A 17,875-nucleotide genomic window follows, 5' to 3' on the forward strand; every position below is an offset into this window, starting at 1 on the left:
GTATCAAAAAAACAGATTTTATGAGTGAGCAGAGTTGTTTTCATTGTGGGTTGACCATAACTAAAAATGAAGAAATCAATTTTGATGAAAAAAAGTTTTGTTGTAACGGATGTAAGACCGTTTACGAAATTTTTAGTCTTCATGATATGACCTGCTATTATGATTTCGAAAAGTCGCCAGGTGCCACTCCACAAGATATTAAGGGCAAATATGACTTCCTGGACAATGAAGCAATTTTATCAAAAGTATTAGAGTTTCAAGAAGGCAATACTGCCATTGCTTCGTTAAATATCCCTCATATTCATTGTAGTTCCTGTATTTGGATTCTTGAAAACTTAAACAAAATTCAACCTGGAATAAGTATTTCCCAAGTTAATTTTCCTGAAAAAAGAGTTCGAATTACATTCAATTCAGATCTTGTTTCCTTAAAAGCTATTGTTTATTTGCTAAGTTCAATAGGTTACGAACCTTACATTAGTTTAGAAAACTATGAAACAGGTAAAACAAATGTAGATAGAACTTTAACTTATAAATTAGGTGTCGCTTTTTTCTGTTTCGGTAATATAATGTTATTGTCCTTTCCGGAATATTTTGAGATTAAAGAGTTTTGGCTTGATAATTATAAACCATTTTTTAGAATATTGATCTTTCTTTTAGCGTTACCCAGCTTTTTATATTCTGCCAGTGGTTATTATGTATCAGCTTACAAAAGTATAAAATCAGGAATGCTAAATATTGATATTCCTATTGCTTTAGGAATTGTCGTAATGTTCATTCGAAGTACTTTTGATATTGTAATGAATTACGGCTCTGGTTTTTTTGATAGTTTAACGGGCTTGGTTTTCTTTATGCTGCTCGGAAAAATGTTCCAGATTAAAACCTATAGCTTTTTAAGTTTTGAAAGAGATTTTAAATCTTATTTCCCCATTGCAGTCACCAGAATAAATACTGACACATCAGAAGAAAGTGTTCCTGTTTACGATGTTCAAAAAGGGAATAGATTGTTGATTAGAAATCAGGAATTAATTCCGGTAGATGGTATTTTAATTAGTGAAAAAGCCGAAATCGATTATAGTTTTGTAACTGGTGAAGCTGTTCCTATTACTAAAAAATCCGGAGATAAAGTTTTTGCCGGTGGTAAACAAATAGGTAAAGTAATCGAGATGGAAGTGTTGCACTCAGTTTCACAAAGTTATCTTACCCAGTTGTGGAGCAATGAAATTTTTCAGAAAAATGTGTTTCAAAAACATAAAACGATTACAGATGCCATAAGCCGTTATTTTACTCCTATATTATTATTAATTGCTTTTGCAGGTTTTGCATATTGGATATTCATAGATGCCAATACAGCATTTAATGTTTTTACAGCAGTTTTAATTGTTGCATGTCCTTGTGCACTTGCCCTTACAGCACCTTTTACTTTTGGGAATATTCTAAGAATAATGGGAAAACAAAAAATGTACCTTAAAAATGCATTGGTCATTGAACAATTAGCAAAGGTAGATACGATTGTTTTTGATAAAACGGGAACGATCACAACAAATAAAAAGTCAAATATTTCATATGAAGGAAATATTCTTTCTGAACAAGATTATATTTTGATAAAAAATGTACTTCGGGCTTCTAATCATCCATTAAGCCGCATGCTGTATGATTTTTTATCAGAAACACAGAAAGTTAAAATTGATGATTTTCAGGAAATAACCGGAAAAGGAATTTTGGCCTCCGTAAATAATAAAGAACTAAAAATTGGATCTGCTGAATTTGTGGGAAGTTCAGGACCCGACTCATCTCAAATTGAAAAAACTGCGCTTCATGTTAAAATTGATGATGTTTATTACGGAAAATTTACTTTTAAAAATCAATACCGTGAAGGCTTAGAAGATTTATTTTTTAATTTAAGTAAAACATATCAAATAAAGGTTTTATCCGGAGATAATGACGGAGAAAGGGCAAGTCTTCAATCTATTTTACCTTTAGAAACTGAATTGATCTTTAATCAAAAGCCAGAACAGAAACTTCAATTTATCAGGGCATTACAAGATAAAGGCCAAAATGTGATGATGGTAGGAGATGGTTTAAATGATGCCGGAGCTTTAGCACAAAGTAATGTTGGCATTTCTATCTCTGAGAATGTCAATGTTTTTTCTCCAGCTTGCGATGCTATTTTAGACGCTTCAGAATTTTCACGCCTGAACTATTTTTTAAAATTATCACAAAAATCAATTATGATAATTAAGATGAGTTTTGTTTTATCCCTCCTTTATAATATTGTTGGGCTCTCTTTTGCAGTAACCGGCAACCTGCTTCCATTAGTAGCCGCCATTATTATGCCTTTGAGTACAATTACAATCGTAAGTTTTGTTACTTTGATGTCTAACTATTTAAGTAAGAGTATTTTAAGATAGTTATAAGTGATTTGTAAATGTTTTTTTATTAAATTTAACATTAGTTTACAACTATGATAATTATCATATTTTAACAACGACCTACCTAGTAATTTTGTTGAACATATAAATAAGGTATGAGTGTCATTTATCTATTAATTTCAGTAAGTATTTTCGTGGCAATTTGTTTTTTTATTGCCTTTATTGTTGCTGTTAAATCAGGACAATATGATGATGATTATACACCTTCCGTCAGAATGCTTTTTGACGATGAAACAAAAATTACTCCCTTGAATAAAAAATCAAAAACAGAAGAAAAACAAGTATAATTATGGAAATGGAACAGTTTTATTACGACAACAAAATTGTAAAAAAATTCATTTACGCCACTATTCTCTTTGGGGTAGTTGGTATGTTAGTAGGGCTTACCTTAGCGGTTATGTACCTTTTTCCCAACATGACAGATGGTATTTCGTGGCTTAGCTACGGTCGATTAAGACCTTTGCATACCAACGCTGTTATTTTTGCCTTTGTTGGGAACGCTTTTTTTGCAGGAATGTATTACTCACTTCAGCGATTGCTAAAAGCAAGAATGTTTAGTGATTTTTTAAGTAATGTACATTTTTGGGGCTGGCAGCTTATTATTGTCGCTGCAGCCATTACATTGCCTTTAGGATTTACTTCATCTAAGGAATACGCTGAGTTAGAATGGCCTATTGATATCGCTATTGCCCTTATATGGGTAGTTATGGGAATCAATATGATAGGTACAATGTTACGTCGTAGAGAACGTCACTTATATGTTGCAATTTGGTTTTACCTTGCCACATTTGTTACAGTAGCCGTTTTGCATATTTTTAATAATATCGAAATTCCCGTATCAGCTTTAAAAAGCTATTCTGTTTACGCCGGTGTTCAAGATGCCTTGGTGCAATGGTGGTACGGACATAATGCGGTTGCATTTTTCCTTACAACTCCATTTTTAGGTCTAATGTATTACTTTATTCCAAAAGTTGCAAACCGTCCGGTTTACTCTTATAGATTATCAATTATTCACTTTTGGTCTTTGATTTTTATTTATATCTGGGCAGGACCGCACCACTTATTATATTCAGCTTTACCAAACTGGGCTCAAAATTTGGGAGTTGCATTTTCGGTAATGCTTATTGCCCCATCTTGGGGAGGTATGATCAACGGACTTTTAACATTAAGAGGAGCTTGGGACAAAGTTCGTGAGGAGCCGGTTCTGAAGTTTTTTGTAGTAGCTGTTACTGGTTACGGAATGGCCACTTTTGAAGGTCCAATGCTTTCTTTAAAAAATGTCAATGCTATCGCGCATTATACAGACTGGATCGTTGCTCACGTACACGTGGGAGCACTAGCCTGGAATGGATTTATGTCTTTTGGTATTATTTACTGGTTAATTCCGCGAATGACGAAAAGTTCATTGTTTTCTAAAAAATTAGCGAATTTCCATTTCTGGATTGGTACGTTAGGAATCATTTTATATACTTTACCAATGTACGTGGCAGGTTTTCAGCAAGCTTCAATGTGGAAACAGTTCAACCCTGATGGTACTTTAACTTATGGTAATTTCCTGGAAACAGTTACAGCAATCATGCCGTTATATTGGATGAGAGCAATAGGAGGTACTTTGTATCTTATTGGAATGCTCACATTGGTTTACAATATTATAATGACTGTAAAAGCGGGTGATACAATCGAAGATGAACTAGCACAGGCTCCGGCTTTACAAAGAATAAGCACTGGAAGATTAAAAGGTGAAAAATTCCATACATGGTTAGAAAGAAGACCAATTCAGTTAACCATTTTAGCTACAATTGCTATCTTAATTGGAGGTATTATTCAAATTGTACCGACTATTATGGTTAAGTCAAATATTCCAACCATATCAAGTGTTAAGCCTTATACACCTTTAGAATTAGAAGGGCGTGATTTATACATAAGAGAAGGATGTGTGGGGTGTCACTCGCAGTCAGTTCGTCCTTTTAGAAGTGAGGTCGAGCGTTATGGTCCGCAATCTAAAGCAGGTGAGTTTGTTTACGATCATCCATTCTTATGGGGATCAAAACGTACAGGTCCGGATTTATTAAGAGTAGGTGGAAAATATAATGACAATTGGCATTTTAACCACTTCTGGAATCCACAAAGTATTTCAGCCGGTTCTATTATGCCAGGTTATAAATGGTTATTTGATAATGAGCCAATGGATATTTCATTAACTCAAAAGAAAATGCAAGCTATGGTTACACTTGGGGTTCCTTATACAGAATCTGATATTACCAATGCACAAAAAACATTAAGAACTCAGGCTCTTGCAATTGAGAAGAGCTTAGAAAACGATCCTGACTTTGTAAAAAGTTATGAGGAAAGCAAGAAAAAAGCAGCTGCAAAAGGTGAAAAATTCGTTCCGATGAATGAAAGAGAAATTGTTGCTTTGATCGCTTATATACAAAGACTTGGGACTGATATTAAAGTAAAAGAGACTTCTAAATAACAGCATTATGTTTGAACAAATAAAACACAATATGGAAACTATTTCGGGTATAGCAATTTACCCGATACTTTCTCTCTTGATATTCTTTTTCTTTTTTGTTGGATTGGGCTTATGGGTATTCTCATATAAAAAAGAAAAAATACAGGAAATGAGTGAAATACCATTAGATGAAGGGTGCAGTATAATTTCAAAAGATATTTAAAAATGAAAAAGTTTTTCCCAGTATATGTAAGAGTACCGATTATTTTCTTCATCGTATTTGCTCTAATGGAATACTTTATAGATTCAGGTGATAGACCAGCTTTTATTAAGTACCCAATGGTTGCCCTCTTTTTAATTGTTTTTCTATTTATTCTGATTGCGATTGAAATTACATTAAGTGCAGTGAACCGCATTATGTACCAATTGATGTCACCCGAAGAAAAGGCAAAACTGGAATATGAAAATAGCTTGAGTTTAACAGAAAGCACCTGGTATAAAGATCTAATGCAGAAGCTTACTAAAACCCAACCTATAGAAAAAGAAGGTGACTTGTTGATGGATCATGACTATGACGGCATCAAAGAGTTAGATAACAATTTACCGCCATGGTGGGTATATTTATTCTATATCTGCATCGTTTTTGGAGTGATTTATTTTGCCCGTTATGAGGTTTTTGGTGGAGATGATCAGGAGATGGAGCTTAAAAAAGAAATGGCTCAGGCAAAAATTGATTTAGATGAATACCTTAAAACAGCGCCGGATTTAATGGATGAAAAAACAGTTGTTTTACTAACCGATCCTGAAAATTTAGCAGCAGGTAAAGAAATCTTTACAACAAATTGTGCTGCATGTCACCGCGCTGATGCCGGAGGACAAATTGGACCAAACCTAACTGATAATCGTTGGATTTTGGGTGGAGGAATTAAAAATCTTTTTCATACCATAACTAATGGCGGTCGTGACGGTAAAGGAATGATTGCCTGGAAGGGAACTTTGAAACCTAAAGAAATTCAAAAAGTAGCGAGTTACATTCTGTCCTTGCAAGGAAGTAATCCAAAAGATCCAAAAGAATCAGAAGGAGAAGTTTGGGTTGATGAAACTGCTCCAACAAAAGATACCACAGCAAGTACACCAAAGGATAGTACTGAAGTTAAAAAATAATTACAAAAATCATGTCAAATTTACCAGACGAAGCTTTTAGAGATACCATCGGAACTATTGATGAAGGAGGTAATCGAAAATTTATTTTCCCTAAAAAACCGTCTGGTAAATTCTATGAATATAGAAAAATAGTTAGCTACATATTGTTAGCCATCTTAATTGCAAATCCGTTTATAAAAGTAAACGGAAACCAATTCATGATGTTTAATGTTATGGAGCGACGTTTTAATATTTTTGGATTTCCGTTTTGGCCGCAGGATTTTTATCTCTTTGTAATTTCAATGCTTGTTGGTATTGTTTTTATAATTTTATTTACTGTGGTTTTTGGAAGGATTTTTTGTGGATGGATTTGTCCGCAAACTATCTTTTTAGAAATGGTTTTTCGCCGAATTGAATATTGGATTGATGGTGATCGTGGCGCTCAGTCCCGATTAGCAAGGCAGGAATGGAATGCCGAAAAAATTAGAAAGCGATTAATTAAATGGACTATCTTTTTTCTGATTTCGTTTGGTATTGCAAATATCTTTCTGGCCTACTTAGTAGGTAGCGATCAGCTTTTTTTAATGGTCGAACAAGGACCAATTGAGCAGGCAAGTAATTTTATTGCATTGCTTATTTTTACCGGAGTTTTCTATTTTGTTTTTGTTTGGTTTCGCGAACAGGTTTGTATTATTGCCTGCCCGTATGGAAGATTGCAAGGTGTACTTTTAGATGATAAATCTATTAATGTAGCTTACGATTTTGTTAGGGGAGAAAAGGACGCCGGTCGTGCGAAATTCAATAAAAAAGAAGATAGAGCAACTACAGGAAAAGGAGATTGTATTGATTGCCACCAATGTGTACATGTGTGCCCAATGGGAATAGACATTCGAAACGGAACTCAGTTAGAATGTACCAATTGTACCGCCTGCATTGATGAATGCGATACAATAATGGAAAGTGTAGGTCTACCAAAAGGCCTTATTCGATACGCTTCTGAAGATGAAATTGTAAAAAAAGCACCTTTTAAATTTACAACAAGAATGAAAGGCTACTCAGCTGTTTTGTTCATTTTATTAAGTGTTTTTGTTGGAATGTTGTTTTTACGAACCGATGTTCAGGCTGTTGTTTTACGTTTGCCAGGTCAGTTGTTTCAGCATAAAGGCGATATGATTAGCAATGTTTATACCTATAAAATCGTTAATAAAACGATGAAAGATTATCAGGATATTCATTTTGAATTAATTGATCAAAAAGGGAATATTAACAACGTTGGGAAACAGCATTTTAAAGTTTTAAAAGAAGGAATCTCACAAGGAACATTATTCATAGAAATTGATAAGGTTCTTTTGGAAAGCGATAAAACCAAAGTTAAAATTGGAGTTTATAACGGTACAGAATTACTCGAAACTACCACAACTAATTTTTTAGGACCACGAAGTTTTAATTAAAATATACTATCATGAAAATAAATTGGGGAACAGGAATTGTCATAGCATTTGCATTGTTTATGAGCTTTATTTTATATTTTGTTTTCGAAGTTCAGTCGAATAGTAAATATGACAACGATTTAGTTGTAGAAGAATATTACAAACACGATTCGCATTTTCAGGATGAAATGGCCCGAATTCAAAATGCTCATGATTTGCAGCAAAGACCTTCTATTACTTATACAGAGAATGGTGTGAAAATTGCTTTTCCTGCCACTTTTGAAAATGATAAAATAAAAGGAAATGTTTCATTATACCGACCTTCAAATAAAAAATTTGATTTTAATACTCAAATTGTTTTGATTAATTCGTCTTTGCTTATTCCGCAAAAGAAATTAATTAAAGGGCGTTGGGATGTTAATATGGAATGGGAATATAAAGGGACAAAATACCTATCAAAAGAAGTGATTTATGTAAAATGATAAATGCATTAAATTAAAAATGTTTTAAATCATTTTAGCCCTATTAATCTGTGGCAAACAGAAAAGCAATAATAAATGCTATACTCAGCTTTCATATTAGGTTTAATAAGTAGTTTGCACTGCATAGGAATGTGCGGACCAATTGCTATGATGTTACCTGTAGATCATCAAAATGAAGCAAAAAAAGTTACACAGATCATAACATATCATTTAGGACGACTGACTGCGTATGCATCAGTCGGACTTATTTTTGGATTATTAGGAAGAGGCTTTTTCCTGGCCGGACTACAGCAGAAGATGTCTATTTTCATAGGTTTGGCGATGATTCTTGTAGTTTTGATTCCGGAGAAAGTTTTTTCAAAGTACAATTTTTCAAAACCGGTTTATAAAATTATCTCCAGAGTAAAATCAGGTTTAGGAAATCAATTTAAAAAGAAAACATATAAATCCCTTTTTACAATAGGATTATTAAATGGTTTTTTGCCTTGCGGAATGGTATATGTAGCCTTATTTGGAGCGATCGCCATGCAAAGTGCCAGCTTTGGGGTTTTGTATATGATTTTGTTTGGGCTGGGAACAGTTCCTTTAATGACGATTGTTGTTTATGTACATTCATTAATAAAATTGCCTTTCAGAAATAAAATCCAAAAGGCAATTCCGTATGTTGCTGTAGTAATTGGTGTCTTATTTGTCCTTAGAGGACTAGGTTTAGGAATTCCTTATATTTCTCCGTCGAATATGAGTTTGTTTGTGCAAGGAACTCCTAATTGTCATTAAACTGTCATCGAAAACAAGTTTGTTTCCGGTGATTTTCTTTTTAGATGTAAATCGAATGCCATACATATATTTCGAACAAAAGGTCTTCCGGCTTCTGTGATTTTTATTTTGCCTTCCTCGATTATAATCAGTTGATCTTTTTCTATTTCTTTTAAATCTTCTAATACGTTAGGAATTTCTTTAAAATATAAGGATTCAGTATTCCAGGAAGTTTCAAATTCACAGGTGAGATTTAGTATATGTTTTCTAATGATTAAGTCTTCATCGCTTAAGATATGGCCTTTTATAACAGGCAATTTGTCCTCTTCTAGCAATTGATAGTATTCTTCGATGCTTTTTGTATTTTGAGCAAAACTGTACCAGCTGTCACTAATAGATGAAACTCCCAAACCAATCATAAGTTGTGTTTTTGAGGCACTGTAACCCATAAAATTTCGATGAAGTTCTTTGTTGGCTGTTGCTTTATATAAACTATCAGTTACTAACGCAAAATGATCCATACCAATTTCGTGATAACCATTTTGAGAAAGCATTTGTTTTCCGGTTTCGTATAGTTTACGCTTTTCAGCATCTTTAGGAAGGTTTTCTTCATTAAATCCGCGTTGTCCGTTTCCTTTTATCCACGGGACATGTGCGTAGCTGTAAAATGCTAAACGATCCGGTTTTAAAGAATTTGTTTTTTCAACAGTATCAATTACGTTTTCAATCGTTTGAAATGGTAATCCAAAAATAATATCGTGACCTATTGATGTATAACCAATTTCTTTTGCCCAAAAAGTTACTTTTGCAACATTATGAAAAGGCTGAATTCTGTGAATTGCTTTTTGAACTTTTTCTGCGTAGTCCTGAACGCCAAAACTCACTCGGCGAAAGCCTAAATCATAAAGCTTTTTAAGTTGTTCATATGTAGTGTTGTTAGGATGACCTTCAAAACTAAATTCGTAATTAAGAGCTTTGTCTGCTTTAGAGAGAATACTATTTATAAGAAATTCTAAATTGCTTGTCGAGAAAAATGTTGGAGTTCCCCCGCCTAAATGAATTTCTTTTATAAGAGGTTTTTGAGGTAATAAATTACAATATAAATCCCATTCTTTTAAGACGGCTTTTATATACGTTTCTTCAACTGAATGGTTTTTTGTAATGCGTTTATTGCAGCCACAAAAGGTGCACATGCTTTCGCAAAAAGGTAAATGAATGTATAAACTAATTCCGTTTTGAGCATTACTTTCTGAAAAAGATTTCTGAAAAGACGCTATCCATTCCTGAGTAGTAAAATCGCTTTCATTCCAGTATGGAACTGTTGGATAACTTGTATATCTGGGACCTGGAACATTGTACTTTTGGGTCAGTGAGATTTTCATAAAGTCGGATTTTGTATAATTCAAAATTAGAATTTATGGACGACGCAGAAAATGACAAATATCATATATTTAGCAAAAAAAAGAGACTCACTAGGAGCCTCTTTTCTGAATTAAATAACTAACGTGAAATAGAATCTTGAATGATTTTAAGCCATTTTTTTGCAAACTGATGATCTTGGTAAGCACTTATTTGTTTGATGCGGTCATCATCAAAATCATAGAATGGTATTGTAATTTTTTTAGAAGTTTCTTTATCCTGAAATTCAAAGTCGATTTTTATAATTGTATCTGATGGTCCTTCAGTGGTTAAAACTAATTTAGATGATGATACAGTCTTTAAATCTACATAAGTAGATTCTTGCTGATTAGGATTGAAATTCATTAAAATAAATCGTCTGTTTTTTTGATCTATTGTTAGTGTCTTGTTACTTTGAGATTCAGTTAGATCAAAATCTTCCGGATGTGTTGGACTGAACTTCTTTTTTATGTTTAAAATTTTTGATTTGCTTGCAGCGCTCGTTCGTGCTGAAAAATATACAGGAATGGCTACTATGATCGCGATCACAATACCAATTATGGTTACACTTGTTTCCATTGATTTTAAAATTGGGTAAATTATTATAAAATATGAAACAGCTTTCACGATAGAAAACGGCTCACTTTATCAGGAAAAGTTTTTCCTTAGTTAAAATTTCATAAAATGTCTACCAGAAAAAATGGAAAGGATAGAGCATCAAAAGGACTTTTTTGCTCTGAGTTGCAAATTGATTGGCAAAGTTTGATGTTGATTGAACGGCTTTGTGCTGTGGAATCACCATCATTAAAGAATCAAACCATTTGATTAAACCAGATGAGCTTGATTTTATATTTGCAGAAAACTGATAAGTGGTTTGCGGTTGAATAAAAGCCAATGAATCGGCGTGATCTATTGAGAAATTGGTATCCGTTTTTTGACTTTCAATTATTTCAATAGAAGATTCGTTTGCCTGAACAGCAAAAAAAGCAATTATCAGAAGTGATATAAAAATAACAGTTTTACGAATCCAATTCATGGTGGCGAATTTAACTCATAAAATACAATTAAAGAAATTTTAAAGAATTAATTAACTTTAAAAGTAGTGTTATTATGTTATCCTCAAAATTTTGAAGTAGTTGAGGATAAAATAAATTACTGTTGCATTTTGAAATAGTAATCAGCTGAATGTTTTCCGCTGCCGTAAAACAGGAAGAAAATACAAACTAATAAAGCGACGATGGCCAAAATTAAGCTTTCAGAATGCATATGTCCCATAAAATTGATGAGAATTGCCCCAAATAATATTGGTAATTGAGCTGCGATTGCCCAGCGGGTAAGCAGTCCGAAAAAGATCATAATACCACCAATCATATGAGCTGGTGCAATATAATGCAATAGAAACATTCCGCCGCCAAATTGATCAATTGGAGAAATTAAATCATGTAAATATTGAATATTGGTTATAAAAGAAACTCCTTTCATAAATAAAAATACCCCCAAAACAATACGTACTAAATCAACCGGTAAATAAGTGTGCGCATTTGCCCACTTATTTAAACTTTTTACATTTTCCATGATACTACGTGATTAAAAATTATATCTAAAGTTACTGCTTTTTAATGATATATTTAATTTTAAGTGTCTGAAATTGAGATTTTTGTATTTTTTTAACTTGTTGTGGGAATCAGGAATTTTTAAACTTGAATAACACCTAAATTAAATTGTTTTTGAATAGGAGCATGGTTGGCTGCCTCAATTCCCATAGAAATCCAGGTACGTGTATCTAAAGGATCAATGATGGCATCTGTCCATAATCTTGAAGCAGCATAATATGGAGAAGTTTGTTCATCGTATCTTGCTTTAATTTTATTAAATAATTCTGCTTCTTTGGCTTCGTCTACGATTTCTCCTTTTGCTTTAAGCGAAGAAGCTTCAATTTGGGCTAAAACTTTTGCAGCCTGAGTTCCTCCCATAACAGCAAGTTCTGCACTTGGCCATGCAAAAATTAATCTTGGATCATAGGCTTTTCCGCACATAGCGTAATTTCCTGCTCCGTATGAGTTACCAACAATTACAGTAAATTTAGGTACTACCGAATTACTAACGGCATTTACCATTTTAGCACCGTCTTTTATGATGCCGCCATGTTCAGATTTTGATCCTACCATGAAACCGGTAACATCCTGTACAAATACTAACGGAATTTTTTTCTGATTACAATTAGCAATAAATCGTGTGGCTTTATCGGCACTATCAGAATAAATAACTCCGCCAAACTGCATTTCTCCTTTTTTGGTTTTAACCACTTTTCGTTGGTTGGCCACAATTCCTACCGCCCAGCCATCAATTCTGGCATAACCTGTAATAATGGTTTGACCATAACCGTCTTTATAAGCTTCAAACTCTGAATTATCAACCAAACGATTGATGATTTCCATCATATCGTATTGTTCGTTTCTCGCTTTTGGAAGGATTCCGTAAATGTCTTTAGGCTCTAAGGCAGGTTTTTCAGATTTGATTCGGTTGTAGCCCGCTTTATCATAGTCGCCTATTTTATCTACTATATTTTTTATTTTATCTAATGCGTCTTTATCGTCTTTAGCCTTATAATCGGTCACACCAGAAATTTCGCAATGTGTTGTAGCACCGCCTAAAGTTTCGTTATCAATCGTTTCTCCAATGGCAGCTTTTACCAAATAACTTCCGGCAAGAAAAATACTTCCGGTTTTATCGACAATTAAGGCTTCGTCGCTCATAATAGGCAAGTAAGCACCTCCGGCAACACAGCTACCCATAACCGCAGCAATTTGGGTAATGCCCATACTGCTCATTTGGGCATTGTTTCTAAAGATTCGGCCAAAATGTTCTTTATCGGGAAAAATTTCATCCTGAAGAGGCAAGTAAACCCCAGCACTGTCGACCAAATAAATAATAGGCAATCTGTTTTCCATGGCAATTTCCTGCGCACGAAGATTTTTCTTTCCGGTAATAGGGAACCAGGCACCGGCTTTTACAGTAGCATCATTGGCAACTACAATACATTGTTTGCCTCTTATGTAGCCTATTTTGATAACAACTCCTCCGGAAGGGCAACCACCATGTTCTGCATACATTCCGTCTCCAACAAATCCTCCAATTTCAATATTCTTTGATCCTTCGTCTAATAGATAAGCGATGCGTTCGCGGGCTGTCATTTTTCCTTCGGCGTGTAATTTTTCGATACGTTTTTCGCCTCCACCCAGTTTTACCTTCGCAAATCTTTGTTTTAAGTCAGAAAGTAATAGTTTATTGTGATCTTCGTTTTTATTGAAGTTTAAATCCATGATATATTGTGGTTTTTACAAAATAGTGTTGGCTAATTTACAAAATCAATTGAAACCCGCATAATAAAATGTTTTGCTGAAGTGAAAATATAAATTGGTCATCTGTTCGTTTTTTTATGCTTTCCTCAGGAAGTAGCAGAAGAATTTAAATTTGTTGTACTTGATTAGATTTTACTTTAAAGCATAAAAAAAACAGAAGCGAACTTCTGTTTTTATTTTATATTGATGTAATAATGAGTTTTATTTTTTTGAATCGCAAACCATTCTTTTCAAAATAGCCCATTGTTTTAATGCATCGCGAGCTTCTACAGCAGGATATCCCAACATTGTTTTTCCGGCAGGAATATCACCAACAACACCAGAACCTGCACCAACAATCGCACCGTCTCCAATAGTTGTATGGTCTTTTATAGAAGCGCTTCCGCCAATAATTACACCGTTTCCTAATGTTACAGAACCGGCTAAACCGCTATTTCCGGCCATAATACAAAATTTGCCTAATTTACTATTATGTCCAATTTGAACTAAATTATCGATTTTGCATCCGTCGCCAAGAACTGTAGAACTAAATTTTCCACGATCGACACAGGTATTTGCTCCAATTTCAACTCCGTTACCGATAATTACATTTCCGATTTGTGGAATTTTAACTAAGCCTTTTTCGCTGCAAGGACGAAATCCGAAACCATCAGCGCCAATTGTAGCATTTGGGTGAATGATACAATCATTACCAATATGACAACGCTCACGAACTACGGCTCCTGACCATATAATAGTGTTTTTGCCAATAGTACATTCGTCTAGAATAGTAACATTTGGATAAATAGTTGTGTTTGCACCAATTTCAACTTTAGGGCCAATATAACAGCCTGCACCAATTCTGGCACCTTCTCCAATTACAGCTGTTTCATCAACATTTGCTGACTTATGGATATTGTTGCGAAATATTGGGGTAGGAGGAGCAAAAAGTGCTAGAATCTGAGACATAGCCAAATCAGCATTTTTTACTTTAATAAAAGCACGATTATCTCCAGGTTCAATTGAAATGTCTTCGTTAACAACTGCAATTGAAGCTTTTGAAGCTTCCCAGAATTTTTCATATTTTTTATTTCCTATAAAAGAAATTTCAGAAGTGGTGGCTTTTTCTAATTGTTCTGTTGCTGTAATGGTTTGCGAAGTCGTGCCGTAAATTACGCCATTAATAACTTCATTAATTTCTTGAATTGAATAGGATTTCATCGAATGAATTTAATTGTTTTAGGGGTTATTTCGCACCAAATAAAATCAATTAGATTTAAATTACCTAATCTTATTTTGAACTTTTTTAAATAGTATTTTAAATAATAGTTTAAAGATTACAATTTTAACAGTAATTCTATTAATTTTTTGATTGTTTTCGAATTCCTGAGAGTAAAATCGATTTTTAACTTACGTATTTTGTAGGTTTTAAGTGGTCAATAGTAATACTTTTAAATTACAACCATCCAATGAATCGAAGCTCTCTTATCTTGTTTTAAATCAATTGATTTTAATTGTTTTGGATAGTAAATAGCCGTTTTAATCGCTCATTAAAGGGTCATGTTATTTTGTAAGTTTCTCTAGGTTTGATTTGAAGATGGGTTTTTTGCTGATTTGTAGTAGTTATTTAAAGCAAATAATAGAAATGAAACGTTTTTTTTGATTTTTTTTGAATTTGTTTGCAATTTAATTTTAAAAAATTGTAAAATTGGTAAGTTAAATCCTAAGGTTAATTTGGAATGTATTTTCTTCAGGAGTTAAATTGAAAGCTTTTTTAAATTTTATTCTCATTTAAAATGAAATTATAATAAAAAAAGCGATTCACTTTAAATTATAAGGAATCGCTTTTTTAGATTTTTTATTCTTTTATTTTAGAAAGAGAAATAGCATTGATGCAATAACGCAAACCACTTGGTTCAGGACCATCGGGAAAAACGTGCCCCAAATGTGCATCGCAGGTGTTACAAACCACCTCAACACGAATCATTCCGTATGATTTGTCTGCGTGATAAGCTATAGCATTTTCTTTTAGCGGTTGTGTAAAAGACGGCCAGCCTGTTCCTGATTCAAACTTCTCGCTTGCGTCAAAAAGTAAAGTGCCACAACATTTGCATTCATAAATTCCCGGATCGAATAAACTGCAAAGTTCAGAACTAAAAGATCTTTCGGTACCTTTTAATCGTGCCACCTGAAATTCTTCCGGCGTTAAAAGCTGTTTCCATTCTTCCGGTGTTTTCTCCACTCTTTTATCCGGAGTTAGATTTCCTTTATTCGTAAAACGAATTATATCTGCCCATTTTATCATTGTCGTAATTTTAAATTAAAAAGATTGAATAAAGTTACTATTTCAGATAGTTAAAAACTAATAAGAATAATTACCATTACTTATAAAAGTAAGCAATTAATTATCAAATGGATAATTCTCATATCGTTTATATTCTCCAGTTTCGCAATTTATTTTAACCACATAATGTTTAAGATTTCTAGGAACAAGATCATCAGGAAGTGTTCCTGATTCTGTTTCTTCGCCAAATAAATAGTAACTATTTTTTGGACCAACCTCAATCCCATTAGTTGTTGTAGATCTAAAAACCTGATCTTTTCTTTTTTCTTTCAGGATACGCTCTGCATCTTCTATTTTTATTTTGCATTTTTTTGTAAAACCATAATAGGCTATGCTATCAGATACGCTAATTTTATGAATATGCTTGGATATTTCAGGGTTAATCCATCCGTTTTCCCTAAAAAGTACAGGTCGTAAAAAAACTTCATTATTAATTGTAGGATTGTCAGAAAATCTACAGTCATTGCTTCCCACATAGCCAGTCATTCCGTAATGTAAGTACGCATAATGATGATAGCCGGAAATATAATAATGCAATTTGTTTTGTGTGGTAATTACAATGGTATCGGTTTTTAAAAATGCTTTGTAAGGAATAGTAATAGATCTATATTCATCATAAGTGGTTCTTTTATTGAACCCATTTTTAATCAATGTGTCCTCAATAAATTTTCCTTGTCTTAGTATCTGAAACTTAAGAATATTAATTTCATTCTTTTTGAATTTTGCAAACTGAATCTCAGGTTGTTCAGTAATAAGTTTGACTGTGTCGCATTCTTTTGAAAATTCAATTGAATCAATTTCGGCTTGTTTTCTTCGGTGATCTGATGACCAAAAGAACCAACCAATTATTATTGCTACCAGAGTAATAATGACACCTATAATTACTAAACAACCTTTGATATATTTATTCATTTATTCTTCCTCTCTTTGCCCCATCATCATTAAAAATGCTTTTAGGAAAGGATCAATATTTCCGTTCATAACGCCATCTACATCGCTGGTTTCATAACCTGTACGAACATCTTTTACTAACTTGTAAGGCTGCATTACATAATTACGTATTTGCGAACCCCATTCGATTTTCATTTTTCCGGCTTCGATATCAGCGCGTTGTGCCTGCTGTTTCTTCAATTCGATTTCATACAATTGCGAACGCAACATTTGCATGGCACGTTGTCTGTTGTCTTGCTGAGATCGTGTTTCAGAACATTGAATCTGGATTCCGGTTGGTTTGTGTACCAATTGTACTTTGGTTTCGACCTTATTCACATTTTGTCCTCCGGCACCACTGGATCGGGAAGTTGTAATTTCAATATCGGCAGGATTAATGTCGATTTCGATACTGTCATCAACAAGTGGATAAACGTATACAGATGCAAATGAAGTATGACGTTTGGCATTACTATCAAAAGGAGAGATTCGAACCAAACGATGTACACCGTTTTCTCCTTTTAAATATCCAAAAGAATAATCGCCCTCAAATTCCAGCGTAACGGTTTTAATTCCCGCAACCTCGCCAGCCTGAAAGTTTAGTTCTTTTATTTTAAAGCCATAGCTTTCTCCCCACATCATATACATACGCATTAGCATTCCTGCCCAATCACAACTTTCGGTTCCGCCGGCTCCGGCAGTAATTTGTACAACGGCACTTAAACTATCACCTTCGTCAGAAAGCATATTTTTGAACTCGATGTTTTCGATATGAGCTTGCGTTGTATTATAATGCTCGTCTAATTCTTCTGCAGAAAGTTCCCCCTCTTTATAAAAATCATAGGCAAGTTGTAATTCATCTGTAAGTTCGATGGCTTTGTTGTAATCTTCGATCCATTTTTTCTTGTTTCGAAGGTTTTTTACAATGACTTCGGCTTCTTTTGCATTGTTCCAAAAGTCGGGTGCGAAGGTTTTTTCTTCTTCGTTGGCAATTTCAATTAGTTTGGCATCAACGTCAAAGATACCTCCTCAACGCACCAAGGCGCTCCACAATACCTTTTATTTGTTCGGTAGTTGTCATAAATTAATAGTAGTTTTATTTGTTTTTTGAATTTTACGTGGTTGATAAAATGGATCTATAAAAAATAATTTTAAATCAATACGTAA

General features: G+C 33.7%; 17 protein-coding genes. 8 read left to right on the forward strand and 9 right to left on the reverse strand.

The genetic code is table 11. From position 1 onward, the window contains the following. Positions 1–20 precede the first annotated feature (20 nt). From B0M43_RS12430 to B0M43_RS12465, 8 genes are all read left to right on the forward strand, one after another. Positions 21–2,408: a heavy metal translocating P-type ATPase metal-binding domain-containing protein gene (locus B0M43_RS12430; RefSeq protein ID WP_078008120.1), complete on the forward strand. Its 2,388-nt coding sequence runs from the start codon at positions 21–23 to the stop codon at positions 2,406–2,408. Positions 2,409–2,524: 116 nt separating this feature from the next. Next, the gene (gene ccoS, locus B0M43_RS12435) at positions 2,525–2,716 is read left to right on the forward strand and encodes a cbb3-type cytochrome oxidase assembly protein CcoS (RefSeq protein ID WP_065447905.1); all 192 of its coding nucleotides are present in this window, start codon (positions 2,525–2,527) and stop codon (positions 2,714–2,716) included. A gap of 2 nt (positions 2,717–2,718) precedes the next feature. Then, positions 2,719–4,905 (forward strand): cytochrome-c oxidase, cbb3-type subunit I, encoded by a 2,187-nt coding sequence (gene ccoN / locus B0M43_RS12440; RefSeq protein ID WP_078008119.1) that lies wholly within the window; start codon positions 2,719–2,721, stop codon positions 4,903–4,905. Positions 4,906–4,912: 7 nt separating this feature from the next. Further along, complete coding sequence (locus tag B0M43_RS12445) at positions 4,913–5,107, forward strand: cytochrome C oxidase subunit IV (RefSeq protein WP_065447907.1); 195 nt, start codon at positions 4,913–4,915, stop codon at positions 5,105–5,107. Positions 5,108–5,109: 2 nt separating this feature from the next. Further along, complete coding sequence (locus B0M43_RS12450) at positions 5,110–6,048, forward strand: cbb3-type cytochrome c oxidase N-terminal domain-containing protein (RefSeq protein ID WP_078008118.1); 939 nt, start codon at positions 5,110–5,112, stop codon at positions 6,046–6,048. An 11-nt stretch (positions 6,049–6,059) separates the two neighbouring features. Then, entirely contained in the window at positions 6,060–7,478 is a 1,419-nt protein-coding gene (gene ccoG / locus B0M43_RS12455) for a cytochrome c oxidase accessory protein CcoG (protein ID WP_078008117.1), read from the forward strand. Positions 7,479–7,489: 11 nt separating this feature from the next. Continuing rightward, positions 7,490–7,939, forward strand: coding sequence for a FixH family protein (locus B0M43_RS12460; RefSeq protein WP_078008116.1), 450 nt, complete (start codon positions 7,490–7,492; stop codon positions 7,937–7,939). A gap of 75 nt (positions 7,940–8,014) precedes the next feature. Next, on the forward strand, positions 8,015–8,716 hold the full coding sequence (locus tag B0M43_RS12465; RefSeq protein ID WP_078008115.1) for a sulfite exporter TauE/SafE family protein: 702 nt from the start codon (positions 8,015–8,017) through the stop codon (positions 8,714–8,716). Here the strand turns inward: B0M43_RS12465 and hemN are convergent. From hemN to prfB, 9 genes are all read right to left on the reverse strand, one after another. Further along, positions 8,713–10,077: an oxygen-independent coproporphyrinogen III oxidase gene (hemN, locus tag B0M43_RS12470; protein WP_078008114.1), complete on the reverse strand. Its 1,365-nt coding sequence runs from the start codon at positions 10,075–10,077 to the stop codon at positions 8,713–8,715. The two genes, B0M43_RS12465 and hemN, sit on opposite strands and share 4 nt — an antisense overlap. A gap of 118 nt (positions 10,078–10,195) precedes the next feature. Beyond that, a complete protein-coding gene (locus tag B0M43_RS12475; RefSeq protein ID WP_078008113.1) occupies positions 10,196–10,672 on the reverse strand; it encodes a hypothetical protein in 477 nt (158 codons plus the stop codon). 109 nt (positions 10,673–10,781) lie between these two features. Further along, positions 10,782–11,129 carry a hypothetical protein gene (locus B0M43_RS12480; protein ID WP_078008112.1) on the reverse strand — a complete coding sequence of 116 codons (348 nt, stop codon included), beginning with the start codon at positions 11,127–11,129 and terminating at the stop codon, positions 10,782–10,784. A 116-nt stretch (positions 11,130–11,245) separates the two neighbouring features. Continuing rightward, the gene (locus B0M43_RS12485; RefSeq protein WP_078008111.1) at positions 11,246–11,668 is read right to left on the reverse strand and encodes a DoxX family protein; all 423 of its coding nucleotides are present in this window, start codon (positions 11,666–11,668) and stop codon (positions 11,246–11,248) included. Positions 11,669–11,787: 119 nt separating this feature from the next. After that, positions 11,788–13,416, reverse strand: a complete 1,629-nt coding sequence (locus B0M43_RS12490) for an acyl-CoA carboxylase subunit beta (protein ID WP_065447915.1) — start codon at positions 13,414–13,416, stop codon at positions 11,788–11,790. A 240-nt stretch (positions 13,417–13,656) separates the two neighbouring features. Next, positions 13,657–14,655 carry a UDP-3-O-(3-hydroxymyristoyl)glucosamine N-acyltransferase gene (lpxD, locus tag B0M43_RS12495; RefSeq protein ID WP_065447916.1) on the reverse strand — a complete coding sequence of 333 codons (999 nt, stop codon included), beginning with the start codon at positions 14,653–14,655 and terminating at the stop codon, positions 13,657–13,659. 637 nt (positions 14,656–15,292) lie between these two features. Then, positions 15,293–15,739: a peptide-methionine (R)-S-oxide reductase MsrB gene (msrB, locus tag B0M43_RS12500; RefSeq protein WP_078008110.1), complete on the reverse strand. Its 447-nt coding sequence runs from the start codon at positions 15,737–15,739 to the stop codon at positions 15,293–15,295. 96 nt (positions 15,740–15,835) lie between these two features. After that, positions 15,836–16,690, reverse strand: a complete 855-nt coding sequence (locus B0M43_RS12505) for a hypothetical protein (RefSeq protein ID WP_078008109.1) — start codon at positions 16,688–16,690, stop codon at positions 15,836–15,838. Beyond that, positions 16,691–17,789 (reverse strand): peptide chain release factor 2 gene (prfB, locus tag B0M43_RS12510; protein ID WP_121319030.1). Its coding sequence is split into 2 segments (ribosomal slippage): positions 16,691–17,725 and positions 17,727–17,789, totalling 1,098 coding nucleotides; the frame shifts between segments, so codons are not numbered across the junction. Positions 17,790–17,875: the final 86 nt, after the last annotated feature.

Source organism: Flavobacterium sp. KBS0721 (assembly GCF_002007065.3).
Taxonomy (GTDB): domain Bacteria; phylum Bacteroidota; class Bacteroidia; order Flavobacteriales; family Flavobacteriaceae; genus Flavobacterium; species Flavobacterium piscis.

What these genes read in the sequence shown, in the direction of transcription:
- B0M43_RS12460 (WP_078008116.1), top strand. Translation starts at nt 7,490, where the DNA reads ATGAAAATAAATTGGGGAACAGGAATTGTCATAGCATTTGCATTGTTT.
- B0M43_RS12505 (WP_078008109.1), bottom strand. Translation starts at nt 16,690, where the DNA reads ATGAATAAATATATCAAAGGTTGTTTAGTAATTATAGGTGTCATTATT.
- lpxD (WP_065447916.1), bottom strand. Translation starts at nt 14,655, where the DNA reads ATGAAATCCTATTCAATTCAAGAAATTAATGAAGTTATTAATGGCGTA.
- msrB (WP_078008110.1), bottom strand. Translation starts at nt 15,739, where the DNA reads ATGATAAAATGGGCAGATATAATTCGTTTTACGAATAAAGGAAATCTA.
- B0M43_RS12475 (WP_078008113.1), bottom strand. Translation starts at nt 10,672, where the DNA reads ATGGAAACAAGTGTAACCATAATTGGTATTGTGATCGCGATCATAGTA.
- hemN (WP_078008114.1), bottom strand. Translation starts at nt 10,077, where the DNA reads ATGAAAATCTCACTGACCCAAAAGTACAATGTTCCAGGTCCCAGATAT.
- B0M43_RS12465 (WP_078008115.1), top strand. Translation starts at nt 8,015, where the DNA reads ATGCTATACTCAGCTTTCATATTAGGTTTAATAAGTAGTTTGCACTGC.
- B0M43_RS12485 (WP_078008111.1), bottom strand. Translation starts at nt 11,668, where the DNA reads ATGGAAAATGTAAAAAGTTTAAATAAGTGGGCAAATGCGCACACTTAT.
- B0M43_RS12480 (WP_078008112.1), bottom strand. Translation starts at nt 11,129, where the DNA reads ATGAATTGGATTCGTAAAACTGTTATTTTTATATCACTTCTGATAATT.
- ccoG (WP_078008117.1), top strand. Translation starts at nt 6,060, where the DNA reads ATGTCAAATTTACCAGACGAAGCTTTTAGAGATACCATCGGAACTATT.
- B0M43_RS12430 (WP_078008120.1), top strand. Translation starts at nt 21, where the DNA reads ATGAGTGAGCAGAGTTGTTTTCATTGTGGGTTGACCATAACTAAAAAT.
- B0M43_RS12445 (WP_065447907.1), top strand. Translation starts at nt 4,913, where the DNA reads ATGTTTGAACAAATAAAACACAATATGGAAACTATTTCGGGTATAGCA.
- B0M43_RS12490 (WP_065447915.1), bottom strand. Translation starts at nt 13,416, where the DNA reads ATGGATTTAAACTTCAATAAAAACGAAGATCACAATAAACTATTACTT.
- ccoS (WP_065447905.1), top strand. Translation starts at nt 2,525, where the DNA reads ATGAGTGTCATTTATCTATTAATTTCAGTAAGTATTTTCGTGGCAATT.
- B0M43_RS12450 (WP_078008118.1), top strand. Translation starts at nt 5,110, where the DNA reads ATGAAAAAGTTTTTCCCAGTATATGTAAGAGTACCGATTATTTTCTTC.
- ccoN (WP_078008119.1), top strand. Translation starts at nt 2,719, where the DNA reads ATGGAAATGGAACAGTTTTATTACGACAACAAAATTGTAAAAAAATTC.